Origin of the sequence: Draconibacterium mangrovi, from assembly GCF_010586825.1 — a bacterium.
Taxonomy (GTDB): domain Bacteria; phylum Bacteroidota; class Bacteroidia; order Bacteroidales; family Prolixibacteraceae; genus Draconibacterium; species Draconibacterium mangrovi.
The window spans coordinates 874,215-899,843 of record NZ_JAAAGB010000001.1 but is presented as its reverse complement, the minus strand read 5'-3'; the positions used below and the strand labels follow the sequence as shown (position 1 = coordinate 899,843).

General features: G+C 42.7%; 18 protein-coding genes. 8 read left to right on the top strand and 10 right to left on the bottom strand.

Annotated elements, in window-relative coordinates:
* Window positions 1–64: 64 nt before the first annotated feature.
* The 3 genes from G4420_RS03575 to G4420_RS03565 all read left to right on the top strand — a co-directional run bounded on the left by G4420_RS03575 (window position 65) and on the right by G4420_RS03565 (window position 5,898).
* Window positions 65–1,600, top strand: coding sequence for a M28 family metallopeptidase (locus tag G4420_RS03575; RefSeq protein WP_163322203.1), 1,536 nt, complete (start codon window positions 65–67; stop codon window positions 1,598–1,600).
* A gap of 24 nt (window positions 1,601–1,624) precedes the next feature.
* On the top strand, window positions 1,625–3,196 hold the full coding sequence (locus tag G4420_RS03570; protein ID WP_163322202.1) for a M20/M25/M40 family metallo-hydrolase: 1,572 nt from the start codon (window positions 1,625–1,627) through the stop codon (window positions 3,194–3,196).
* A 212-nt stretch (window positions 3,197–3,408) separates the two neighbouring features.
* Window positions 3,409–5,898, top strand: a complete 2,490-nt coding sequence (locus G4420_RS03565) for an FAD-dependent oxidoreductase (protein ID WP_163322201.1) — start codon at window positions 3,409–3,411, stop codon at window positions 5,896–5,898.
* 204 nt (window positions 5,899–6,102) lie between these two features.
* On the opposite strand, the gene G4420_RS03560 is transcribed toward G4420_RS03565, so the two are convergent.
* Window positions 6,103–7,512 (bottom strand): putative oxidoreductase C-terminal domain-containing protein, encoded by a 1,410-nt coding sequence (locus tag G4420_RS03560; protein ID WP_204273583.1) that lies wholly within the window; start codon window positions 7,510–7,512, stop codon window positions 6,103–6,105.
* 250 nt (window positions 7,513–7,762) lie between these two features.
* On the bottom strand, window positions 7,763–9,103 hold the full coding sequence (locus tag G4420_RS03555) for a BNR-4 repeat-containing protein (RefSeq protein WP_163322200.1): 1,341 nt from the start codon (window positions 9,101–9,103) through the stop codon (window positions 7,763–7,765).
* 289 nt (window positions 9,104–9,392) lie between these two features.
* On the opposite strand from G4420_RS03555, the gene G4420_RS03550 reads away from it, so the two are divergent.
* On the top strand, window positions 9,393–13,163 hold the full coding sequence (locus tag G4420_RS03550) for a beta-galactosidase small subunit-related protein (protein ID WP_163322199.1): 3,771 nt from the start codon (window positions 9,393–9,395) through the stop codon (window positions 13,161–13,163).
* A 79-nt stretch (window positions 13,164–13,242) separates the two neighbouring features.
* Here G4420_RS03550 and G4420_RS03545 read toward each other — a convergent pair whose 3' ends face one another.
* Genes G4420_RS03545 through queG form a run of 3 tightly spaced genes read right to left on the bottom strand, consistent with a single transcriptional unit; the run spans window position 13,243 to window position 16,141 of the window.
* Window positions 13,243–14,703 carry a sulfatase family protein gene (locus G4420_RS03545; RefSeq protein WP_163322198.1) on the bottom strand — a complete coding sequence of 487 codons (1,461 nt, stop codon included), beginning with the start codon at window positions 14,701–14,703 and terminating at the stop codon, window positions 13,243–13,245.
* A gap of 57 nt (window positions 14,704–14,760) precedes the next feature.
* Window positions 14,761–15,231 carry a DUF1905 domain-containing protein gene (locus tag G4420_RS03540; RefSeq protein WP_163322197.1) on the bottom strand — a complete coding sequence of 157 codons (471 nt, stop codon included), beginning with the start codon at window positions 15,229–15,231 and terminating at the stop codon, window positions 14,761–14,763.
* Window positions 15,209–16,141: a tRNA epoxyqueuosine(34) reductase QueG gene (queG, locus tag G4420_RS03535; protein ID WP_163322196.1), complete on the bottom strand. Its 933-nt coding sequence runs from the start codon at window positions 16,139–16,141 to the stop codon at window positions 15,209–15,211. Before queG ends, G4420_RS03540 begins: the two co-directional genes overlap by 23 nt.
* 148 nt (window positions 16,142–16,289) lie before the next feature.
* Here queG and G4420_RS03530 point away from each other — a divergent pair, with 148 nt between their 5' ends.
* Complete coding sequence (locus G4420_RS03530) at window positions 16,290–17,204, top strand: Ppx/GppA phosphatase family protein (protein ID WP_163322195.1); 915 nt, start codon at window positions 16,290–16,292, stop codon at window positions 17,202–17,204.
* Here G4420_RS03530 and amrS read toward each other — a convergent pair.
* Both amrS and G4420_RS03520 read right to left on the bottom strand, forming a co-directional pair.
* On the bottom strand, window positions 17,197–18,216 hold the full coding sequence (gene amrS / locus G4420_RS03525; RefSeq protein WP_204273582.1) for an AmmeMemoRadiSam system radical SAM enzyme: 1,020 nt from the start codon (window positions 18,214–18,216) through the stop codon (window positions 17,197–17,199). The two genes, G4420_RS03530 and amrS, sit on opposite strands and share 8 nt — an antisense overlap.
* 46 nt (window positions 18,217–18,262) lie before the next feature.
* Window positions 18,263–19,063 (bottom strand): XRE family transcriptional regulator, encoded by an 801-nt coding sequence (locus tag G4420_RS03520; RefSeq protein WP_163322194.1) that lies wholly within the window; start codon window positions 19,061–19,063, stop codon window positions 18,263–18,265.
* Window positions 19,064–19,302: 239 nt separating this feature from the next.
* On the opposite strand from G4420_RS03520, the gene G4420_RS03515 reads away from it, so the two are divergent.
* From G4420_RS03515 to G4420_RS03505, 3 genes are all read left to right on the top strand, one after another.
* Window positions 19,303–20,592, top strand: a complete 1,290-nt coding sequence (locus G4420_RS03515; RefSeq protein WP_163322193.1) for a putative DNA modification/repair radical SAM protein — start codon at window positions 19,303–19,305, stop codon at window positions 20,590–20,592.
* Between the two features lie 121 nt (window positions 20,593–20,713).
* Window positions 20,714–21,487, top strand: coding sequence for a TIGR03915 family putative DNA repair protein (locus G4420_RS03510; RefSeq protein ID WP_163322192.1), 774 nt, complete (start codon window positions 20,714–20,716; stop codon window positions 21,485–21,487).
* A gap of 141 nt (window positions 21,488–21,628) precedes the next feature.
* Window positions 21,629–22,864: an outer membrane protein assembly factor BamB family protein gene (locus G4420_RS03505; protein WP_163322191.1), complete on the top strand. Its 1,236-nt coding sequence runs from the start codon at window positions 21,629–21,631 to the stop codon at window positions 22,862–22,864.
* 313 nt (window positions 22,865–23,177) lie between these two features.
* On the opposite strand, the gene G4420_RS03500 is transcribed toward G4420_RS03505, so the two are convergent.
* The 3 genes from G4420_RS03500 to G4420_RS03490 all read right to left on the bottom strand — a co-directional run bounded on the left by G4420_RS03500 (window position 23,178) and on the right by G4420_RS03490 (window position 25,589).
* Complete coding sequence (locus G4420_RS03500) at window positions 23,178–24,383, bottom strand: uracil-xanthine permease family protein (RefSeq protein WP_163322190.1); 1,206 nt, start codon at window positions 24,381–24,383, stop codon at window positions 23,178–23,180.
* A gap of 73 nt (window positions 24,384–24,456) precedes the next feature.
* On the bottom strand, window positions 24,457–25,251 hold the full coding sequence (locus G4420_RS03495) for a 3-keto-disaccharide hydrolase (RefSeq protein ID WP_163322189.1): 795 nt from the start codon (window positions 25,249–25,251) through the stop codon (window positions 24,457–24,459).
* An 86-nt stretch (window positions 25,252–25,337) separates the two neighbouring features.
* The gene (locus G4420_RS03490; protein WP_045026204.1) at window positions 25,338–25,589 is read right to left on the bottom strand and encodes a hypothetical protein; all 252 of its coding nucleotides are present in this window, start codon (window positions 25,587–25,589) and stop codon (window positions 25,338–25,340) included.
* Window positions 25,590–25,629: the final 40 nt, after the last annotated feature.

The window sequence follows — 25,629 nt, the reverse complement described above, 5'->3', positions numbered from 1 at the left end:
GCTTAATTGTTAAATTCGCTTCTATACAAAGATAATATTTACTTCATTTTTTAAAATCACCCGTATGTTAATACGTAAAACTGTACTTGTTTATTTTAGCCTCCTGGCGTTTCTTTTTTCGGCCAGTGCGCAGAACGAAGCATTGTCGAAAATTGATATTCCTGAATTAAAAGAATACCTCACATTTATTGCGTCTGATGAATTGCAGGGACGCGCATTGGGTACCGAAGTTGATGGCCTTGAAATAACGGCGAACTATCTGGCCGCTTATGCAAAAGAAATTGGGCTGAAACCTGCTGTAGATAACTATTTTCAGATAGTTCCGATTTTACACACCGTACCGGGCACAGATGATTTTATTGAAGTAAAAAATAAAAAGGGGAAGTCGGTTTACCGGTCGGAAGAGCTGGTAAAACTGACCCAGACTTCCGGCATTTTTAGTCTTGATGAGGAACCCGTTACATTTATTGGTTTTGGCGAAAATATTGATTCGCTGGATATAAATGACAAGCTTGTAATTGTAGCTCAGGGAAGTGCTGAATCGTTTTTAGGCGAAGAAAAATTTGAGTGGCAAAACAGTGTAGAGAGCACAAAAATAAGTGCCATATTGGAAAAGCAACCGAAAGCTTTGCTGATGATTACCAATCCGAAAGACACGGAAAATAAAACCTTTAAGCAATTGCAAGGCTGGATGAGTAGGTCGGGGTACAGCGTAAAAACCAACGACGATATTACCACGCAACCTGCCGTTTTACTGGCCACCTCAAAAGTTGCCGATGCCTTGCTGGGTAAAAAAGGACAATACCTTAAGTACCTTGAAAAGGTGGCTGCCGGATCGGAGGCAGTTACTGAAGTTGCGGAAACACTGAGCCTTAAATCAGGAGCAGAACCTGAATTGCTGGAAGCAAAAAATGTTGTTGCATATGTTGAAGGATCAGATCCGGTTTTAAAGAACGAATATGTTGTATTTATGGCGCACTACGATCATTTGGGAGTTGGAAAAGATGGTGATGTATACAACGGCGCCGACGACAATGGATCGGGAACAGTGGCCATTATGGAAGTGGCCGAAGCTTTTGCATCGTTAAAAGTAAAACCGAAACGAAGTATTGTTTTTCTGTGGGTAACCTGCGAAGAGAAAGGGCATTTCGGTTCGAGTTACTATTGCGATCATCCGCTGTTTCCGCTGGATAAAACTGTGGCTTCCATTAATCTTGATATGGTAGGCCGCGTTTACGATGGCCCACGCGACGATGTTTGGAAAGATTCGCCCAAAAAAGTGAAAGACTTTGATGGATTGTACACCCTTTCGAACGATGTGTGGCCCGAATTGGCTGAAATAAATGCAACACACTGTGCCGAGTTGGGATTGGTTCCCGACACCAGTTTACCAAAAGAGCGTTTTTTACGTGCCAGCGATCATTACCATTTCCACAAATATGGTGTACCTATCTTAAATTATGCCACCGGTTATCATGCCGATTACCACAAAGTTGGTGATGAGATTGAAAGAATAAACTTTGAAAAAATAAAACGTGTTGCCGATCTTTGCTTTTTAGTAGGTTTTGATTTGGGCAACAAAAAAGATATAGAGTTTTAATCATAATATTTCAAACCGAAGAACATGAACACCAAACTTCTTTTCACACTGCTTTGTGTAGCAGTTTCGATAGTGGCTGTTGCTCAAAAAAACGAATTACAAACCATTACCGAGAATGACCTGAGAGCACACCTGGAATTTATTGCCGGCGATAATATGCGCGGTCGCGATTTTTTTACCGAAACGCCGGGACTTGATCTCGCCGCGGATTACCTGAAAGCTCAATGTGCAAAAATGGGACTGACTCCCGGAGTTGAAGGCTATTTCCAAAATGTTGAATTGCAGGCTGTAACACCTGATCCTGACCAGACGGTATTAAGTTTAAAAGACGCCAACGGAAATAAAAGTTACCAAACAAAAGATATTTTTTCGCTGGGAGGGCCTCCAAAAAACGACACCATTTCGGGCGAAGTGGTGTTTGCCGGTTATGGTTGGTACAACGAGGATACAAAATACAATGATACAAAAGACCTGGATTTAAAGGGTAAGATTGTGCTGGTGATGACCCGCACCCTCGAACAGGCTAAAGAAGGATCCGGGCCTGACATGGATACCGAAATGAAAAAAATGTCGAGAGCCATGATGGGAGGCGCAAAAGCGGTGCTTTTGGTGAACGATCCAATGAATCCAAATCCCGAATACATTGAAAGTATACGAAAATATGCAACCGGTGGTAGTCTGACCCTAAAAGGAGCAAAAAGCTCGCTTATTCTTCCTATAAGATTGATCTTTGGAACGGAAGAACTGGGTAATAAAATGTTGGAAGGATCAGGGAAAACTTTAGCCGGTTTACAACAGGAGATCAGCAAAAGTGAGCGCCCAAAATCATTTGCCATAAACAACCTGACGACAGAAATTTACCTGATTAAAGCAAATGAATCAATTGTCGGAAAGAATGTCATCGCAGTGGTTGAAGGCAGCGATCCGGAATTAAAGAAAGAGTGCATTGTTTTTACCGCGCATTACGACCATCTGGGAACCGACGGCGAAGGCGGTATTTATAATGGTGCCGACGACAACGGATCAGGTACTGTTGCCCTGTTGGAAATTGCCGAGGCATTTCAGAGCATGAAAAAGAAACCCAAACGAAGCATCGTTTTTGCATGGGTAACCGGCGAAGAAAAGGGGCTGCTGGGTTCTGATTATTACTCACAGCATCCGGTTATACCGATGGAAAATACACTGGTGGATATTAACCTTGATATGATCGGTCGCTCGGCAGAAACGGAACTGGATTCAGTGGATGTGAACTCAAAAAGTCTGGCAGGTCCTAACGGAATGTACATTATTTCGGGAAGGCAAAGTTCCGAGCTGCTGGATATCAGCGATGAGGTTTGTGAAGACCTGGGACTTGTACCGAGCGATGAATTGACAAAAGCCTTTTTAACCCGCAGTGATTACTACCACTTTTATAAAAACGGTGTGCCGATTCTTGGCTTGTCAACCGGTCTGCACGACGATTATCATGAAATTACCGATGAGCTGGATAAAATCGATTACCATAAAATGAAAAGGGTTACACAGTATGCGTTTTCGGTAGCTTACAAGCTGGCCAATCAAACGAAACGCTTGGTTGTTGATAAGCCGGTTAAATAGTTTAGAAAATTACTTCTCAGAGAAACAGCTCTTTTAATTCATTTTGAAAGAGCTGTTTTTTTTTGCTCCAATCCGTTCCTTCAAAGTCATGACTTTTGACTGATAAATTTGTGTTAATTTTTACCACCCGCCATTTGTGTTTAAAATGAGCAAAAGTTAATTATATATTTTTGTGCTCTAAAAATATAGATATCTACATATAACAATACGAAATGTCTAAATATTTAATCATTGGAGGAGTTGCCGGTGGTGCAACAGTGGCGGCCAGGCTGCGTCGATTAGACGAGCAGGCGGAGATAATAATGTTTGAACGTGGAGCACATATTTCATATGCAAACTGCGGATTGCCCTATTATATCGGAGATGTTATTAAAGATCGGGAAAAATTGCTTTTGCAAACACCCGAGAGTTTTAAAGCCCGCCTAAACGTTGAGGTTCGGGTTTTTAATGAAGTGGTAAAAATTGATCGCGAAAATAAGGCGGTTGTTGTTCGCAATGTGGAAACCGGCGAGGATTACACTGAATCGTACGATAAGCTGGTATTGTCGCCGGGCGCAGAACCGATCAAACCTCCGATTTCCGGAATTAAAGATCCATCGATTTTTACCTTACGCAATGTTGCCGATACCGATAAGGTTAAGGCCTACTGCAACGACCATCAACCTAAAAGAGCCGTTGTAGTTGGCGCCGGTTTTATTGGGTTAGAAATGGCTGAAAACTTGCATCATCTGGGAATGAAAGTGTCGATCGTGGAAATGGCCAAACAGGTGATGGCGCCGCTCGATTACGAAATGGCGGCAGTAGTTCACCAGCACCTGAAAACCAAACAGGTGGAGTTCTTCTTAAAAGACGGTGTTACTTCATTTAAACGTGAAGGTGGCGTATTGAATGTTACCTTGCAATCGGGACGACAGATTGAAACGGATCTGGTAATTCTGTCGATTGGAGTAAAACCTGAGAATAAACTGGCTCGTGAAGCCGGATTGGAACTCGCTCCTAATGGCGGAATTATTGCCAACGAGTACTTGCTGAGCAACGATGAGAATATTTATGTACTGGGTGATGCGATGGCTTTCCCGCATCCGATAACAGGAAAACTGAGCAATATTTATCTGGCTGGTCCGGCCAACAAACAAGGCCGTATTGTTGCTGACAATATTGTTAGCGGAAACACGCGGAAGTACAAAGGTGCCATCGCAACGGCAATTGCCAAAGTGTTCGATATTACTGTGGCATCAACCGGTATTCCTGAAAAAACGCTGAAGAATGAAATGATGCCTTACACAGCAAATATCATTCACGGTGCCTCGCATGCCGGTTATTATCCCGATGCTTTGCCATATACGCTGAAAATCCTTTTCCACCCTGAAAACGGAAAATTGTATGGAGCGCAAATGATCGGTTACGAAGGAGTTGACAAACGAATCGACCTGATTGCAACCGTACTGAAACAAGGTGGAAGCATTTACGATCTGCAGGATATTGAACACGCTTATGCCCCTCCATTCTCATCGGCAAAAGATCCGGTAAACCAGGCGGGGTTTGCGGCAGAAAATATCGTGAGCGGCAAACTTAAAATCGTAAGCTGGGATGAGATTCATAACTTCCATTCAGAAAACATTGTATTGCTTGATGTTCGCACTGCAGCAGAAAATGAACTGGGACATATTGAGGGTTCAGTGAATATTCCGGTTGACGATTTGCGTGGACGATTGGATGAGTTGCCAAAAGACAAAAAGATAATTGTTTATTGCGGCGTTGGTTTGCGCGGTTACATTGCCTGCCGGATTATTACACAATCGGGTTTTAGCGAGGTTTACAACCTCAGCGGTGGATACAAAACTTACGAGCACTCGATTTGCAAACAGAGTAACGAAGATATTTTCGAGGCCAACTACATTACCAAAAACGATCACATCTATCGCGGGAAGGCGGATAATGGACAGTTAGTTAATGAAGGAGTGGCGGTAAAAACCATTCAGGTTGATGCTTGCGGTTTGCAGTGTCCCGGCCCGATTTTGAAGCTGAAACAGGAAATTGAAAATATTAAACCCGGGGAGCGATTGGAGCAAATTGCCACCGACATGGGTTTTATGAAAGATGTGAAGTCGTGGTGTAACATGACCGGTAATAAACTGGTTTCGGTTTCTGCTGAAAAGGGAAAAGTAAAAGCCCTGATTGAAAAAGGTAAAAAACAAGAGGAAAGCAGTAAGAAGACAAGTGCGGCACCGGCAAAAAATAAAACCATGGTGGTTTTTAGCGACGACATGGATCGTGCGCTGGCATCGCTGGTAATTGCCAACGGAGCGGCAGCCATGGGAAGCAAGGTAACTTTGTTCTTCACTTTCTGGGGATTGAACGTGATCAAAAAATCAGACAAGCCACATGTTGAAAAGGACATAATGAGCAAAATGTTTGGTTCGATGATGGCCAAAGATGCCGGCGATTTGAAACTCTCGAAAATGAACATGATGGGAGTGGGTGCTAAAATGATGAAAAAGCGCATGCTGGCTAAAAAAGTGGACTCGCTGGAAGACATGCTGCAAACAGCCATGGAAAACGGAGTGCAAATGATTGCCTGCCAAATGTCAATGGATGTTATGGGCGTTGACAAAGAAGAGCTGATGGGAGGTGTTGAAATTGGCGGTGTGGCTACTTATTTGGAAGAAGCTGACCAGTCGAATTTGAATTTATTCATTTAAGAGATTAGAACGCTGAGAACGCAGATTTAAAAGATTTGCGCGGCCAATATTATTAAGGGTTTCACGAACAGTGAAACCCTTATTTTTTTTCAAAATTATTGAAATCAATGGTACCCGGTTTGAGTATATCGATTAATGATTTTTGATGACAGATTATTATTAAGGAAGATACTTCTTAAATCTGCAATCGACATTCGTTAATCATCATTCGTTATTTAAAGCAGCCTTCAAACCTTCGGTAGTGGTGTAGTATTTTACAATCATATTTGGTACTTCCCATTCCGGAAGTTTACCATCAACTAAATACTTCAGATATTTTTCGGTTACCTGTCCGAAATGAGCTTCGTGACCCACACTGTACTCTTCCGGAATATTCATTATCCACCTGTTATCGCCAATTTTTTCTACAGCGATCCCCGGGTATGTTTCTGCAAGGCCGGTAACAGCATTATTCAGGCTTCCGGCAAATTCTTTCACATCAGCGTTGGTCGATTCAATGTACAGTTTTGGCTTATAACCTTCTGCTTCTCCCTGAATAATTTCAAGGTTACATTTGGTTCCACGCATAATCGAGTAGTGGGTATCAGCCGCACCTTCCGGAGCCTGAAAATTCCAGATTACCGATGCTTTGGCATGAATTCCTTTAAGCTTGTAATTGATCTCTCCGTTAGAGTATACTTTTAAAATATCCCCGTCAACATCTTTTTTCAAATATTCCGGATATTCATCAAGGTAGGTGACCTTTTTAAACATCTCGGGAGTAAGATCGGTGGTCCAGCGACGGGCTGAAACAATTTCAACATCTTCCTTCGATAAAATAACTTCAGGAAAAGCTTCCCACTGGATCAGATCAACCAGGTGGGTATTTACGTCAACTATACCTTCGCCTTGTTGATTTGTGTCGAAAAACCATGCCGGACGTTTTAGCGGATTTCCCGAAACATATTTAAAGAAGTGGTGCACACTTTCTTTTGTTATTGCAGGTTCTTCTTCAGTTCCTTTCACAAGCGTGCCAAAAACCTCAGGAAGTTGCGATAATTCGCGCTGCAACATGGTGGTAATTTCATGGCGCTCGGTCATAATATCGTACAACAAAACCCCATTTTCCTCGGCCACCTGAAATGCTTTTTCAAGTTTCGAAAATTCCTCCGGCGTAATTACCATTGGTTTATCGGCCAGCACATTAATTCCGGCTTCAACAGTTTTTAAAATATAATCGGTTTTTTTCCTGTTATTTCCTGCCGTTACCATAACGTTGCCGGGTTTTTCTGCCAGCATTTTTTCAAGGTAATCTTCACCTTTATAAACCTTTTTTACCCACGAAGTAGGATTTTCTGCGCGTGTGTTGTAGCCTTCAATTCGTTTCAGGTGATCCTCTACATCTGCACCATCAGGTGCATAAACGTTTACAAGCGGATCAACCTGGTCGTACATCGATTTTTGCACCAAAGCTGCATGAAAATGTCCCGGGTCGAGGGTCATAATTTTCACTTCTCCTTTTGCTCCCGTAAACATATTCTTTTCTTTTTCAGAATTAGTTGATTTTTGGTTGCTGCCCGTGCATGCTGAAAACAGAATTGCCAGTGCGGCGGCCGCAGTTGATAGATGTTTCATGAAATAATTTTATTAGTTAATAGATTTCCGTTAGCGTACACGCAAAATTATACTTTTAATTCTGATTGGAAAAGAAATAGGCAAAAAGATGCTATTTTAGAAAAAATGGCTCAAGATTGAAAACTGTTAAATTGCCAAATTTAAAAAGTTCAATGACTCATGACCTTTCAATCTGCCATTTCTTCTGCAATCAAAAATCGTTAATCAAGATTAGAAATCTATGAACCCAATGCCCAATGATTTAATCTTTCTAAGGTTCAATGTAGTACTTTATGCTGCAATCGTAATCGGTGTAATGAATGTACTTGTTGTTTTCCATCCATAATACCACTGTTTTTGCATCTTTTGGCTGATAGCGGGGGATGTATGGCCGTACATTATCCAATGTTGAATTTTGCGTAATTGGCTCAATGTCCCACGAATTTCCACCATCGGCCGTAGTACGTTTTTCAATTTCAAAAACGCCGTTTATCTCTCGCGACAGGTAAATTTCGTTGGGTTTATTCGGGTTGAAAGTCATGTTGCCCATATAATGCGGTTCGCGCTCCGTTTGGCCTTCTGGCGTTTGCGGAAACCATTTCCCGGCTTTGCAAATTTCATGGTCTTCCCAGGTTTTTGTGTCGGCATTGTACCAGGCGTAATAGTAACGATGATCGGTTTCCTGCGGGTGACGAGAGTACAATATGTAAGGTGTACCTTCTCTTTCAACGATATCGCAAATCCAGCCACGGCCGGTTTCTTCATCGGCTTTGTACACCACAGTAGCATCAGTAACCTGAAACGGCAGACCGCCGAGATCACAAATTTTTGTACCGTCAGCTTTCCAGAATGCACCTTTTTCGTAATAGCAATAATAAACCGAGTTGGTTGGTTCATTCCGTGGATGCCCATCGGTAAATATCATGTGGATTTTTGATTTACCATCGGAATGATATTTTACGTAAGGCCGGTTGTTGTGTGTAAACGGAACATCGCTCATTACCACATAATGTTCGTTCCAGCTTTCGCCGTTGTCTTCCGAAATAATCAGGTTGGGTTTATAGCCAATCCAACGGCCAAACACAAACAGTTTATTATCTTCTTCGCTTAACACAAAAGGATTGGCATAGGTGTAAGTTTCTCTTGGAAAATTCGTCAGCAATTCTTCGGTTTTTGGTTTGAAAACCACGTTCTCTCCAAAACTTCCAATATCAGTACCCTTTGTTGTGGTATTGCTCAAAACCCCTTTACCTGTTGAATGCCAGGCGTACATGGTAAATAGGTTTCCATTTGGAAGCATCGTAAAAGCCGGATTATCATGATCGTCAACTTCAAGCTGCGAATAAATGGTTTTGAATTTTGCATCACCGGTTTCCGGATTTAAGGAAGCCACCTCAATCGATCCGTCTTTTTTTACCCAACCGGTAACAATTTTATCGGCATCGGTGTATATCGCACGCGGATCGGAAAACCAGCACCACGCACCATCATCACCAAGTGTATGAATAGCTGGGCTTTGTTGTTGTGTTGTTTCAGCGCTTTTTTGCGGAGTAGTGTTACAAGCAAAAAGAAATACAAGCGAAAGAACAGGTAATAGCAGAATAGGTTTCATCGTAAATATTTTGGGAGTCAAAGTTATTAATTCATACTATTCCACTTTGATTGAGGATTATAAAATTTTCCATTTTTTCTGTTAAAGATTTGAACTTTATGGTATTTTTTCGGGAAGTAAAAGTATTTTTAAGGGTAACAATCGGACAAACAATAACTATGATGAAACGAACATGAATTTTCCTCATTCTAAATTCACAAAGAAGAATGATAAAAATTTATGTGAGTTCCTGAATGTATTCTCCGCCAGCTGGCGGATGAACATTCAGAAATCAAAAAATTTTTAACAGATGAAACGAGCGACCACCTTGTTTTTAATTCTCACATTTTATCTCAGTACTTTTTCGCAGCAGGTTGATTTCCTTCCAAACGACTGGCAAAATCCAGCCGTTTTTGAAAAAGGACAAAATGCACCTCATGCATTTCATATTCCTTACGCATCGGCTGATGACGCCATTCAGAATATGCCAAAGAAATGCGCGAACTATAAATTGCTAAACGGCCAGTGGAAGTTTAAGTGGGTGGAAACGCCAAAACAAGTGCCTGTAGATTTTTGGCAGCCGGATTTTGAAACAACAGGATGGGATGAAATAAAAGTTCCATCGAACTGGCAAATGGAAGGTTATGGGCATCCGAAATTCCGGAATGTGGCCATCTCGTTTGAGAATGATCCACCGAATATTCCTGATTATTACAATCCGACCGGATGCTACAAAAAGAAATTTACCGTTCCTGAAAGCTGGGAAAACAAAGAGGTGATGTTGCGTTTTGAGGGTATTAAGTCGGCCTCGTATGTTTGGGTGAACGGACAACGCGTTGGATACAATCAGGGCGGTTTTGAACCGGCTGAGTTTAATATCACACCGTTTATAAAGAAAGGTGAAAACGATCTGTCGGTTCAGGTGATTCGTTTTTCCGATGGTTCGTACCTCGAAAACCAGGACATGTGGCAACTGTCGGGCATTTTTCGTGATGTAAAATTGTATGCCCAGCCAAAAACTTTTATCCACGATTATTATGTGGTAACCGACTTTGATGAAAATTATAAGGATGCAAATCTGACGGTGGAAACCCATATTCAGAATCAGTTGCCGGAAGCAGAATCGGGTGAAATAGTTGTTGATGTTTATGATTCGGAAGGCCGGACAATTTTAAAAGATGGGTCGCTTCGCAAAGATTTCGAAGTGGATTCGATTGGATATGTTAAGGTGCAGTTGTCTGCTATGGTGGTTGAGCCGCCACAGTGGTCGGCTGAGTTTCCGAACCTTTTTATTCTTCTGGTGCAACTAAAAAATGCTGATGGAAAAGTTACTGAAGCCTTCACGCAAAAAATCGGTTTCCGCGAGGTGGAATACAAGGATAAGATTTTAACAGTAAATGGCGTTCCGGTAAAACTAAATGGTGTAAACAGCCACATGCATCATCCGGAACACGGGCAGGCGGTACCGTTGGAAACGTTAAAGCAGGATTTGCTGCTGATGAAACAGCACAACATTAACTGTGTGCGAACCTGTCATTATCCGCCAACACCTGAATATATTGCTTTGGCCGATGAACTGGGCATGTACATTTTTGATGAAGTGGGCGATGAGGCGCACAACAATATCTGGTTATCGGAAAAACCGGAGTGGACCGAAATGTATCGCGACCGTTCGCGGAAACTGGTATACCGCGACCGGAATCATCCGGCAGTGATTGTTTGGAGTGCCGGAAACGAATCGGGAAGCGGACAAAATATCAACGAAGTAATTAAGACAGGAAAAGCGATCGATCCGAGCCGCCCGGCGTGGATGTATGGCGGAAACGCTTTTTATATTCCTTTCGAGGATTTGGTGGGGCCGCGTTACTGGATTCCGGTGGATTATAAAAACCTTGCACAGGGCAAAGTGTTACCTGGCAACGATATGCGCGCGTCGTTTATGGATGAATACCTGGCTGCCACAGGAAATGGCCTGGGCGGAATGGACGAATACTGGGAGTACATTTGGAAATACCCTCGATTAACAGGTGGTGCCATTTGGGACTGGATCAGCCCCGGAATAAAAACGCCACGCTGGATATTGCCGGATCTGTCGCCACAAAAAAATGATGGACAGATAATGGGACGCCCCCTATTTCAGCAGGGCGTTTATGGTTGGGGACTGGAATTCTCGGGACACGATGATTGGGTGGAGTTTTACCGCGACCCGAGTCTGGATATCTCTGGAAATCAGCTAACCATTGATTTTTGGGTGAAACCATCAGAAATTCCTCAGTCCAATGTTTTTGTTGCCAAAGGAGCACACGGTTATGGTATTCAAATGGCCGATGAGGAAACGCTTGAATTTTATGTGTTTGGAAACGATCGTATTTCTGCCAAAGCAAAAGTTGGTGAAAATTTTTATGAAAACTGGCATCGTATCACCAGTATTTACAACGGAAACCAACTGCAGCTTTACATCGATAATAAACGGGTAGCCACTACTTCGTTTTCGGGAAATATTAGCTCTACACCGTTCCCGCTTTGTATTGGTCGCGAGGCCGAAACGCAGGATCAGGGCGAACACTCAGGCCGTTTGTCGCTTATGGTGATCGACGATGTGCGGGTGTTTAACCGGGCTGTAAATATTAATAATATTGAGAAGGAAAAAGACGGGCTGGTGTTACATCTGAACTTTGAGGAAGATAAAAAAGACGGTGATTTTTACGCTGTTGGTTTGGGCGGAAGAACTTACGGAATTATCTGGCCCGACAGAACGGTTCAACCTGAAATCAACCAGATAAAACGATCGGGGCAGCCGGTAAAAATTGAAGCTATTGACATTGAAAACGGTGTGTTGAAAGTAACCAATCGTCATCATTTCAAAAATTTAAATGAGCTGGAAGGATTCTGGCAGATTAAAGTAGACGGCGAAACCAGTCAGCGCGGATTTTTTGATTGCGATATTCCGGCAGGCGAAACAGGTGAAGTAACTATTGATTACCGCAGGCCACGAATTGAATCAACCACGGAGTGTCTGCTGGAAGTTTCGTTTGTGTTAAAAGAAGACCTGAACTGGGCTCCAAAAGGCCACGAAATTGCCTGGGAGCAGTTTGCAGTGCCAACCGATTTTTATTTTGTTGATGAGGAAGAGAACAACCAGAAGGTAACAGCCACAGAGGATGACAATTATATACGGATAAACGGCAACGATTTTAGCTATTCCATTAGTAAAAAAACAGGAAGTTTTGAATCATTAAAATACAAAGGCACCGAGTACCTCGAGGGCGGGCCTGAATTTATGGTTTGGCGTGCGCCAATTGCCAACGATATCGATCCGTGGGGGAGTTACATGTTTGGCGACAGCAATGTTACACCGGGGATGGGACGAAGTATCGATAACCAGTTGCGAACACTGGGAATGCGCGATCTGGTTTCAGAAGTAGACGACTATGAATTGCTGCAGGTGAGCGACAACGAGTTGACATTGAAAATGGTTGTATTTGCCAATTCAAGCCTCGATCCGGCCAGACGAAAAGATCAGTGGTTTTTTTATTCGGCATTCGAGCAAAAACAAACCTGGACATTTTCTGCCGACGGAAGCATTCACTTGGATCAGGAAGTTATTCCGCATGGCCCAATGCCTGAAATGTTGCAAAAGGTTGGGCTACAGTTTCAGTTGCCAAAAAGTTTTAACCAGGTTCAATGGTATGGCCGCGGCCCGTTTGAAAACTACCCCGACCGCAAAACAGGGGCAAAAGTTGGTCTGTATCATTCAACTGCTGACTCCATGTATGTGCCTTACATTATCCCGCAGGAATACGGTAACCGCAGCGACGTGCGCTGGCTAAAAGTGCATAACGACGACGATCGTGGATTATTGATACAAGGAAATGAACGGCTGAATTTTAGCCTGCATAAATACACCACCGATAACTTGTCGCGCGCCATGTACACCTACCAGTTGGAGGAAGCTCCAGCTACGATTCTGAATGTGGATTACGAAGTTTCGGGAGTTGGGGGTACGGCCATCCGCCAACTGCAAAAATACCGCGTACGGCCCGATGTGAAAAAATATAAATTAACGATTAAGCCGTTCTGATTAAATTTAAACCTTCAAGGTTTTTAAAACCTTGAAGGTTTATACATCAACAAATAGGATTCCGGTTAGGGGCGAAAGCCTACAACTTGCCAATATCCCTGTTGCCCGAACCTTTTTCCATTCCCACGTTTAAGTCACCCAGTTCTGCACGTGCTTTTTCAACTACCTGCATCAACTCGGCGGCTTTCTCCGGGTAATATTCTATAACATTGTACTGTTCTCCCGGATCGCGCATCATGTTATAAAGCTCGGGTGTTTCAACGGTCATTTGAATACGCTTTCCACCATTCCCGTCTCTTCCCGGTTCGGTGTTGTACGATGCCCATGTATGGGGGAGAACCAGTTTCCAGTTTCCTTTGCGAACGCCATTCAGGTTGTTTTTGCCGTAATAAAACAAAATGGTTTCGCGAGGATTGGCGGTGGTATTTCCTTTCCAAAGTTCAGCAATACTGGTACCGTCTATTTTTAAATCAGGAAGCGATGTTTCGGCTATCTCTGCAAAACTGGGTAGTATATCTATGGCGCAGCCAAGTTTATTACAAATTGTTCCTGCCGGAGTTTTTCCTGGCCATTTTATAATAAACGGTACACGCTGTCCGCCTTCCCAGCTGGTGGTTTTACCTTCGCGTAATCCCCCGGATGATCCGGCATGGTTGCCAAAATTGAGCCACGGACCGTTATCGGTGGTAAAAATAATAACAGTATTTTCGCTAAGCCCATTCTCAGCAAGCGCCTTTTCAATCTGTCCAACACTCCAGTCAATTTCCATCATTACATCGCCGTATAAACCCTGCTCGCTTTTTCCGCGAAATTTATCGGAAACACCCAAAGGGATATGTGCCATGGAATGTGGCAGGTATAAGAAAAACGGTTGGTTGGCATTTCGGTTAATAAAGTCGACCGCTTTTTCGGTATAAAGAGTGGTAAGTGTGTCTTGTTCTTCCCAACTGTTAATGGTAAAAAGCACATCGTTGTTATGCATCACCGGAAGAGGCGGGTTCTTTAACCGGTCATGTCCTTCAGGAAGTTTTTGCCCGGTATTGGATAGTGGCCACATATCGTTGGAGTAGGGTAGCCCAACATATTCATCAAATCCATTTTGAAGTGGTAAAAACGCATTATGATGTCCAAGATGCCATTTCCCGTAAATTCCGGTTGCGTAACCTTTTTCTTTCAGCATCTCGGCAATAGTTGTTTCATCCGGATTAATGCCCACCTTGCTGTAAGGGAACAGTGCGCCTGAAATTCCAATGCGGTTAGGGTAACACCCTGTGAGTAACCCTGCCCGCGAAGCACTGCAAACAGGTTGCGCGGCGTAAAAGTTGGTAAAACGCATACCCTCTGCTGCAAGCTTGTCGATATTTGGAGTGCTGTATCCCGTACCTCCATAACAACAAGGGTCGCCATATCCCATATCATCGATAAAAATAACCACAAAATTTGGCGATTGCTGCGTGGCTGTTGTTTGTTGGTTTTTTTGTGTACACGAAGCAGTGAATAAAACTACTGCTGCAAAAATGAGAGAAGTTAGATTTTTCATTTTTAAAAGTTTAGGTTAATTCTGAATAACAAAAATAGGATTTTGTGCGAGACCGGCTCAGCTTTTATGTGCATAATGTTTGTGAAGGAATTCAAAAAAGCGGTTAATCCGCTCCACTTTCGTATCGTCATTTTTTGATTCCTCAATATGCTGAACCCAGAATTTCTTGCCGGATATGGGAAGCTTGTCAAAATATTTCTTCATGTCGCCGTCGTTGTCGAGCAGCCACTGCAGGTAGTCCGGAATTTCAACCGTACGAGGCTTAAGTGCTTGTTGCAATTCAATAGTTACGTTATCTCCTTCGCGTTTACCAATTTTATCCCTTATTTCTTTCTTCAGATGAAGCCAGTGGCCGCCTTTTCCGTTTGGTAATAAATTCATTGAAACAACATGATTGTCAATAGAAACCTGGCACCACACATGTCGTTTCGTTCCAAATTCTTTCCGGCTGTCAAAAGGAAATTCAGCATAAACGCCTTTAAACGGCCCGTTGATCAGGATGGTTTCAAATTTGAATTTCTTCGTCATTTCTCAGAAATCTTAGGTTTCGTTGCAACCCTTTATAACCGGTTCGTTCTACCGCCGAGTTTTTAAATAGCTCGTTAAACAACTGACGTTCCATATTTTCCCAATCCTGTTTCTGAAGTGTTAAAAGTTTGGGGTGAGGTTTTAACCCTGCTTCGTTGTGCGGTTCCGATTTTAAATTCCAGGGACACACATCCTGACAAATATCGCAGCCAAACACCCGGTTTTCAAACTGGCCTTTTAAATTGGCATCCATTTCGCCACGCACTTCAATGGTTTGGTACGAGATACATTTCCGGGAATCAACCACGCGCTCGGCAACAATGGCTTTTGTGGGGCAGGAATCAATACATTTTGTGCATCGTCCGCAATGGTCGTGCACCAGTTTTGGGTCGTTATAAGGTAGTTCAATATCGATTATCAGTTCGCCAATAAAAAAGAAACTACCGTGTTCCGGCGAAATGAGATTGCTGTTTTTTCCTACCCAGCCAAGACCTGCTTTTCGTGCCCAGGCGCGCTCTAAAACCGGTGCCGAATCAACAAAAGGTCGTCCTGTGCAAGGTGCAATTTCTTCCTGAATAAACTGAAGTAACTCCTTTAGTTTGTCTTTCATCACAAAATGATAATCGGTACCGTAAGCGTATTTCGAAAGCACCGGCGCTGTTGGATCATCTTGCGTTGTTTCCGGGAAATAATTCAGCAGCACAACAATAATTGTTTTCGCATTTTCAACCAGCAACGAAGGATTCAGACGCTTGTCGATATTGCGGTTCATATAGCCCATTTCGCCATGCATCTCGTTTTCGAGCCACGTTTTCAGGCGCGGTTCTTCTTCCTCCAAAAACGAAACCGGAAGAATGGCGTGATCGAGAAATCCGAGCGATTGTATTTTTTGTTTCAGTTGCTGCTGCATACTTAAATGTTGTTGTGCAAATTAATACAATCAGCCTGAACTAAAAAATAGCGGCAGTTCGGAAAACCTGAATGAAATCAATCGAAAGCTTTGGATATTATAGCAAAGGTGTATTAACTTGGCGCCATTAACATCTCAAAATTATTTTATGCGCATTGCTGTTATCGATTTAGGAACCAACACCTGCAACCTGCTTATTGCCGAAATAAATGGTGCAGACTTCAAGCTTTTGCACCAAAGCAAGGAAATGGTGAAACTGGGCGACGGAAAAATCAGGGATAATCAAATTAGCGATGAAGCTACTTTTCGGACAAAAGCAGCATTTGTTTCGCATAAAAAGGTGATGGACACTTTTGGTGTTGATGAAATAAAAGTTTTTGCCACATCGGCGGTGCGTACAGCCGATAATAAGGAGGAATTTGTAGCCGCAATTGAAAAGATTTGCTCTTGTTCCGTTGAAGTTATTTCCGGCGAACGAGAAGCTGAACTCATTTTTAAAGGTGTTCTGCTGGCTTTTCAAAAAATTGAATTCCCTTCTGTAATTCTTGATATTGGTGGCGGTAGCAACGAGCTGATATTAACCCACCAAGAAGCAATTCTTTGGAAAGAAAGCCGGCCAACAGGCATGTCGCGGATCATTAATTCGTTTGATCTTTCTGACCCGATAAGGGATGAGCAGATTCGCGAACTTCAGCAATTTTTTGCAGCCGAACATCAAATGGCAATTCATAACTGTAAAGAAAAAACGGTTGCAACTTTAATTGGTTGCTCCGGTGCTTTTGATACGATTGCTGATATGATTGATGAGGTAAATCCGGGGGAGAAACAACGGGTAACACAAGTCGTTACGTTGGAAGAGTTTTATACGGTTTACGAAAAATTGCTGAAATCTACCCGTCACGAACGTTTGCAAATGAAAGGAATGGATTATGTACGTGTCGACCTGATTGTGCCGGCAGTAATCCTGATTGAAACGTTGATTTCTGCCATTGGAATTAAACAGATCGTGCAAACCGATTTTGCCTTGCGCGAGGGTGTGCTTTACGAAATGCTTGCTAAATAATTACAGAAGCGTAAGTCCCGCATTTTTTACATTTTCCATCCGCATCAAGCGTTGTAATATCTGTATGGTAGTGGTTTCGTGAAATTAGCGGCGCGTTGCAGTTCGTACAATAAGTGGTTGATCGTTCCTGGTCGCTAACGTTTCCAAGATAAACATGTTGAAGTTGTGTTTTGGCCACATCGTACAACTCAACTAATGTTTCAATTGGCGTGGCGGGTGCATTTAACTTGTATTGCGGATAGTAGCGCGAAAGATGCAGTGGAACTGAGTCTCCTAATTCGCTGCTCATCCAATTTACCATGTTTTTAAATTCTATTATGTCATCGTTCAACCCTGGAATAACCAAGGTTGTAATTTCCAGATGGGCCGGACTCTCAGCAATTTGTTTGAGTGTATTTAAAACCGGTTGCAATTTCCCTTTGGTGTATTTTTTATAGAAGTGGTTCGAGAAAGCTTTCAGATCGATATTAAAAGCATCAATAAATGGCAGCAATTTTTGCAACGGTTCTTTATTGATATAACCATTGGAAACCACTACATTTTTTAACCCTTTTGAATGAGCCAGTTGTGCGGTGTCCAATAGAAACTCGTAAAAAGTAAAAGGTTCGTTGTAGGTGTATGCGATGCCGATATTGTTCCACGTTTTTTGCGCTTCTTTTACAATCTTCTCAGCGCTGATGTTGTGAAAGCCTGAGAACTCAGAAGCTTTGCATTGCGAGATCCGGTGGTTTTGGCAAAAGCTGCATTGCAGGTTACAACCCACTTCGCCAACCGATAATATGTTTTTGCCGGGGTGGAAATGGTAAAGCGGTTTTTTCTCGATGGGATCCGAACCAAGCGCAGTCACTTTATTATACACGTTGGTGATTAAAACGCCACCGTGGTTGGTTCGCACTTTACAAATTCCTGTTTGGCTGTCGGATAAAATACAGTTCCACGGGCAGAGTTCGCACTGAACTTGTCCGTTTGTGATTTTGCTATAGAATAAAGCTTCCTGCATTTTCCGTGTCAAACTTTTTTAAAGTTACGAAAGGAAAACGAGAGTAGTTGCTTTGGTCTTATCCAATTTTTGATCCGAGCTTTTTGATGGCCTGTTGCATATCGTCCATTTGTTTCATCAGGCGATCGATGTCAGTTTCAGGTTCCGGAATTTTGGTATTCAGGTAACATACAAATTTCCAAACCTCGGTAACTTCTGCTATTGGCAAGTCGTAAGATTGAAATTCTTTATTCAGCGAAACCAGGTGTAGCGAGCGTTCGGTTTTAATATTATTATGTGCCACCTTAAAAACAATGCCTTCGTCGCGCGTAACAATAATATAGGCATCGTTGCTTTTTATATGGAAGAAATCCTGAATGAATTCGCCAATTACGATCGATCCGGCGGGGATGGGCAACATCGAGTCGCCTTCGATGGTAAAAGCCCTGTATTTCTTTTCTTTCGACAAAAATGGCAACTGAAAAACCGGAAGTTTCCCGATGTACTCCGGATCGGCAAAACAATTTACATAACCGGCTTTGGCTTTTTCGTTTACAAACTCAATATTGTCGTTGTTGTCTGAATCAACCGTTGTGGCAATTACCCGCAACTTGGAGCCGCGTATAAACACATCAAAACCATTTTGCAGATCGGCAAACTGACTTTCTGATAATTGTTGCAAATCCACATTAATCAGTGTGTCGATGGCGATGCCAAAATATTTCGAAAAAGCCTGAAGGTGCGAAACTGTAGGTTGGCTGATCTCATTTTCGAGTGCATTTACCGAAGTTCGTTTTAACTCCATCGCTACAGCCACCTCGTTTTGTGTGCGTTTTTTTCTTTTTCGTAACAGCTTTATATTCTTGCCAAAATAGTTCATGTGGGAAAAATTATTTCTTCAAAAGTAAAAAATATTCTTGCAGTTTAAAAAGAAATGATTAATTTATTATCGACGAAAATGATAATATAATTATCAAAATAGAGTGTATTTGTTTTTGATCAACATATTTCCTTAATGTTCCTAAATGTTTAAACCCAAAATGAACTGAGGTTCCTAATCCCCGGCATAAACGCCGGGGATTTTTTTGACTACAAACTACAATATGAGATGAAACGAGCATGAATGAATCCGTACATGAGAAACTGAAAATATTATCCGACGCGGCAAAATACGATGTGTCGTGTGCGTCGAGTGGAAGCAACCGGGCAAATAGCAGCAAAGGAATTGGCAGTGGTGTGGCGTGCGGCATTTGCCACAGTTTTACCGAAGACGGACGCTGTGTGAGCCTGTTTAAAATACTGATGACCAACAATTGTATTTACGATTGTGCTTACTGTATCAATCGCCGCACGAACGACCGTCCACGGGCAACTTTTACGGCACAGGAAATCGTCGACCTTACCATTGGTTTTTACCGCCGAAACTACATTGAAGGATTGTTTTTGAGTTCGGGCGTGATAAAAAGCCCTGATTACACCATGGAGCGAATGGTGCTGGTGGCTAAAAAATTGCGTAAAGAAGAAAATTACAACGGCTATATCCATTTGAAAGCAATTCCGGGGGCGAGCCGCGAGTTAATTCATGAGGCCGGGATCTGGGCCGACCGGCTAAGTGTGAACATGGAGATCCCGACTGAGCCGAACCTGAAAAAGCTGGCACCGGAAAAGAACTACCCTGATATTGTTACGCCCATGGGGCAAATCCGCGATTCGATTTTGGTGGCGAAGGAAGAACGGCAAAAGTACCGTAAGGCACCTCGTTTTGCTCCGGCCGGACAAAGCACACAATTGATTGTTGGAGCCACTCCCGAAACCGACCGGCAGATTATTTTGCTGTCGTCGGGATTGTACAAAAAGCAAAACCTTAAACGCGTATATTTTTCAGGCTACCTGCCGGTGAACAGTTACGATGAGCGTTTGCCTGCGATTAACCGGCCGCCGTTGGTGCGCGAAAACCGCCTGTATCAAAGCGATTGGCTGATGCGTTTTTACCATTTTAAAGCCGAAGAGATATTAAGCGATGATCAGCCGTTCCTTGATCTCGACGTTGACCCGAAACTGGGATTTGCCCTGCGAAATATGCACCTGTTTCCGGTGGATATTAACCGTGCAGATTACGAAATGATCCTTAGGATTCCCGGAGTTGGGGTGCAGTCGGCACAGAAGATTATCCTGGCGCGCAAACACCGCCGGCTAAATTCATTGCATCTTAAAAAACTGGGGATAGTGATGAAACGTGCCAAGTATTTTATAACGTGTAACGAACTACCATCGCCGGGAATGGGATGGGAACCGCAGCGATTAAAGCACAAATTATTGTGCGAAATGAATTCGAAATACAAAAAGTCGCTTGATACGCAGTTGAAGCTGTTCACCGATTTTAAACCGGTGCTGCCAATGTTGCATTAGTGGCTAAAAAGTAGCAGGCTTGATAACTGTAAATCATCCCCCTAAATCCCCCTTCGAAGGGGGTATCGCGACGAAGGAGCGAGGGGATGAAGATTTCTAAAATTTATGTTCTTAAGATTACATGAAAATATACACCTACGATAATACTTTTGAGGGATTTTTAACCTGCGTTTTCGATTGTTACAGCCGGAAAGATTTTCCGGTTGATATATGTTCGCGTTATGGCGAGCAGCGCTATCTTTTTGTTGAAAGCATTGATATTGCAACCGATCCCCAAAAAGCCGAGCGGGTTTGGAAAGGCATTCAGAAACACCTGTCGGGGAAAAACAAACAACTATTGTTTTATGCTTACCTGTCGGAAGAGCTGGGGATTGAGATGAAAATATACCGCTTCTTACGTCGTATGTTCAGCGGGCATTTGAACCTGGAAACCGATTATGGCGATCCGGATGTGTTGTATCTCACACAAGCCTCGCAAAAGGTGAAAAAGGAGGCCATGCGAATGATGCAGTTTGTGCGGTTTCAGCGCACCAAAGACCGGATGTATTTTTGTGGTATCGAACCTAAATACGATGTCATTCCGCTAATCATTAATCACTACCAAAAACGTTTTACCGACCAGCGCTGGCTGATTTATGATTTGCGGCGCAACTACGGAATTTTGTACGGTAACGATAAGGTAGAAGAAGTGGTGCTTACAAAAAAGCAGTTTAATGCATACAACGGCCAGGTAAAAGAGGAGTTGCTGCACGAGGGCGAAGATTTTTATCAAAAACTATGGCGCTCGTACTTTAAGCACATCACTATTGAAGAGCGTAAAAACCTCAAATTACAACGTCAGCACATGCCGCGGCGCTTTTGGCGTTATCTGCCCGAAAAACAGGAGGCGAATTGAAAGAATAAAGCTACAGGGTTATTTTCAGAGTCGTTTTCTGACAGAGTGATTAAGAATGCGTTAACATGGTCTCACCTGTTTTTTATTTATATTCGCATGAGTCAACACTCTGTCAACAAACCGAAAATTAAATAACCGAAAATGAAAAAAATCAATTCTTTATTTTGTCTGATTCTCTTATTATTTATCAGTCAATTTGCAATTTCACAAAACGTTTACCAGTGGCGCGGTACTGACCGTGACGGAAAGTACAACGAATCCGGCCTGCTCAACGAATGGCCCGAGAATGGTCCGCAGTTATTGTGGTCAACCGAAAACCTTGGTCCCGGTTATGCCGCCCCGGTAATTACTTTAGATAAATTACTGATTGTAGGAGTTGAAAACGGGATCAGCAAACTGTTTGCTTTCGATCTGAACGGTAACTTATTGTGGAAAACGCCAAACGGAAAATCATTTGTAGGAGACGGATACTCTGCCCGGTTTCCGGGAGCACGGTCAACACCAACCGTGGTGGACAACATGGTTTATGCAACTTCGGGGTTGGGAAGACTGGCCTGTTTTGACCTGAATACCGGGAAAGAACTGTGGGCAGTTGATATGGTAAACGACCTGAAAGGGCATTTGAATGATTTTGGTTATGCCGAGTCGGTGGTTATTGACGAGCGCGCGGTTTATTGTTTCCCAGGAGGAAAAGATATCAGCGTAGCCAAGCTCGACCGCTTTTCCGGAAAAACCATCTGGACATCGGAAGCAACCGGCGATACCACTCACTTTGTTTCACCAATTCTTGTGAACCTGCCTTCGAGAAAAGTTTTTGTTTCCGTATCGCGGCACTATGTGTTTGGCGTTGATTGCGCAAGTGGTGACTTGCTTTGGAAATACGATATTGCCATGCGCTACGATGGCGATCATGCCAATTCGCCTGTTTATAAAGCACCGTATTTGTATGTTGTTACCAACGATGATAAAGGAAAGGGTACCACAAAACTGGAACTCTCGGCCGACGGGAGCAGTGTAAAAGAAGTGTGGAGTAATGAAGAGGTGAAGAATAATATGGGAGGTTTTGTTTTACACGACAATAAATTGTTTGTTACTACCGAAAATAAATACCTGAATATACTGGATCAGGAAACAGGAAGTGTTTTGGATAGAGTAAGATCGTCATTTGGCTGCACCATTTATGCCGATAATAAATTTATTGTTTATGGTACCAACGGCGATGTGCGTCTTTTCAATTACGAAAACGGTAAACTTAATCAGGCTGGTTTATTTAAAGTAACGATGGGAAGCCAGGAGCATTTTTCGCATCCGGTAGTGGCTAACGGAGTACTTTATATCCGGCACGGAGAAGCCTTGATGGCCTGGAAGATTAAGTAAAAAAAAATACGAAAACAATGTTCCGCAGCTCCGGAAAGGCCAAACTCAACTGCAAACAGGCTTTCCGCAAGCGCGGAAAGTCAGAAATGAGTTCGGAACAGGGTTTCCGCAGCTCCGGAAAGTTAGAAATGAGTTCAAAACAAAGTTTCCGCAGGCGCGGAAAGCCGGAAATGAATTTATGACAAGCTGTCTGCACCCAGGGAATGTCAGAAATAGAGCTTAGATATAATTTCCTATAGGAAAAAGAAAAAGGATCGGATCTTTTAAAAGATCCGATCCTTTTTTTATCTCGAAGCAAGCAACTCGATCCTTCTTATAAATCTTCTTTTTTAGTTGCAGGTAACACCAAATTAAGGATGATACCAACAGCAGCAGCCAAACCAATGCCTGCCAGCGAGAAGGTTCCGTAAGAAATAACCGCGCCACCAATTCCAACGGTCAGAACAATTGACACAATAACCTGGTTACGGGTTTCATTCATGTTGGTTTTTGAATCAACCAGCGTTTTAATACCGATAGATGCGATCATTCCAAAAAGGAGAAGCATAATTCCGCCCAGCACTGCCTGTGGAATGGTTTTCAGGAAACCACTGATTTTTCCAACAAAAGCAAAAACAATTGCGGTTATTGCCGCTATGCGTAAAATAAATGGATTTGTAACCTTGGTAAGTGTTATGGCTCCGGTTACTTCAGAGTAAGTGGTGTTAGGCACACCTCCGAAAAAACCGGCCAGTCCGCTGGCAATACCATCACCAAGCAGCGTACGGTGCAAACCTGGTTTTTCAATAAAGTTTTTGTCGCATACACCACCAATGGCATACATATCGCCCACGTGTTCGATAATCGGGGCAATGGCTACCGGAATCATGTACAAAATAGCCTGCCAGCTAAATTTAGGAGCGGTAAACTCGGGCAAACCTATCCAAGCAGCCTCTTTAATGGGGGTCAAATCAACTTTCCCCATTATTATGGAAAGAACGTAACCAACAATTATGGCAATGAATATAGGAATCAGTTTGATCATTTTTTTCCCGAAAATAACTACTGTTACGGCAGTAAGTAACGAAACCACGGCAATCAGCCAGTCGGTTTTTGCCATGTCAACAGCAGTGGATGCCAGCGATAATCCAATTAACAGGATGATGGGGCCAACAACAACCGCTGGGAAAAGACGCTCGACAAAGGTTAATCCACGTAATTTAACCAGTGCTGAAACTACGCCGTAAACCACACCAACAGCAATAATTCCTGAAAGTGTACCGGGCCAGCCATAAAGTTTTGTGGCTTCAATAATTGGTGCAATAAAAGCAAAGCTGCTACCAAGGAAAACAGGTACCTGTCCTTTGGTAATAAAATGAAAAATCAGCGTGCCCATGCCTGCTGTAAAAAGAGCAACTGCCGGATCGATGCCCACAAGCAGCGGCACCAAAACGGTAGCACCAAAAGCCACAAATAAGAACTGTACACCCAATACGGTGTTTTTGAAGGTTAATTGTTCACGTAAAGTTTTACCACTCATGTTTTTTGTATTTGTTTAAAATTTGCGCAAAAATATACCCGTTTGCGAAAGAAACGGGTATAAAGTATATTTTTTATTGAAGGATTTCGGCAGGAATTTCCTTAATTGGTTTTATCCGGACTGATTTTACAAATAAATCACCGCCTTCAGACTGGATTTGGATTTTTCCTGAACTCAGCGGTTTTATACGTCCATCTTCATTAATTCCGGTATTGGTATTTACCATGGTAACTTGTCCGTTAACCACATGAACCGTAGTGCGGCCGTAACTGTACAGCTCAACAGTGTTCCATTCGCCTAATGGGTTTTCTGCATCAACCGCTTTTTTTATACCCGGGCCGTTAAAGTCTTTTCCAAATTGGGTAAGTTCTCCGCCTTTTGAAAATTGAAAACCTTCGTCAGTTTTTGTGATTTCAGTTTCGCAGCAAGTGTTGTTCATCAGGTAAGTGTCTCCCAGCTTTTCGTGCATTAGCTGGCATTCAATGTTGGTCATCCATGTGCCAATAGCCTCACCAAATTCGCCAAAACTATGATACAGCAGTCCGCTGTTTCGATTGGTGTAAACCTGATCGCCCCACTTAAATACCAATTCCAGGTGGTAGTTGGAAAAAGTATCGACAGTAGCCAGCGAGCCGTTTACTTCTCCTGAAATGTGAATAAGCTTTTCGCCGTCAACATCAACAACTTTAAATACTTCTTCGGGTGTAGCCTGTTCGTGTAGCTGTTCGAATCCGGTAAGCGGAGTTCCAATGAATGTTTCCCATCCATCGAGATTTTCGCCATTAAACACCGGTTGCCAGGGTGCTTCGCACGAACTAAATAATGCTGTTAGAAATGCAAGTGAAATAAAAAATGTAAATTTCTTCATGAGGTAATGGTTTAGATATAATTGACATAAAAAAACTGCCCCATAAATATAGGACAGTTTCTTAAATATTTTTATTTTTTTCTCTATTAAACCGCTGTACCAGCTAATTGCTGCGCTCGTTCCAAAATTGCCGTATCGTCCAGGAGAACTATTCCTCCGTTTGGTCCCGGCTCCATGTGAATTCCCACTGCTCTTCCATCGGTGTAGTTAGCGCCTCCGAAATAATTCCTGACAGTTTCTTCTCTTAATTCAAATTCTTGCGCTATTTGTCTAATCGAACCGTCAGGTAAGCTGTCTTTAATTTTTCGCAGCTCGTTAAATGTTATTCTTTTTTCCATATCGCTGTGGTATTAATTAATAAATATTGTATTTGTAAAG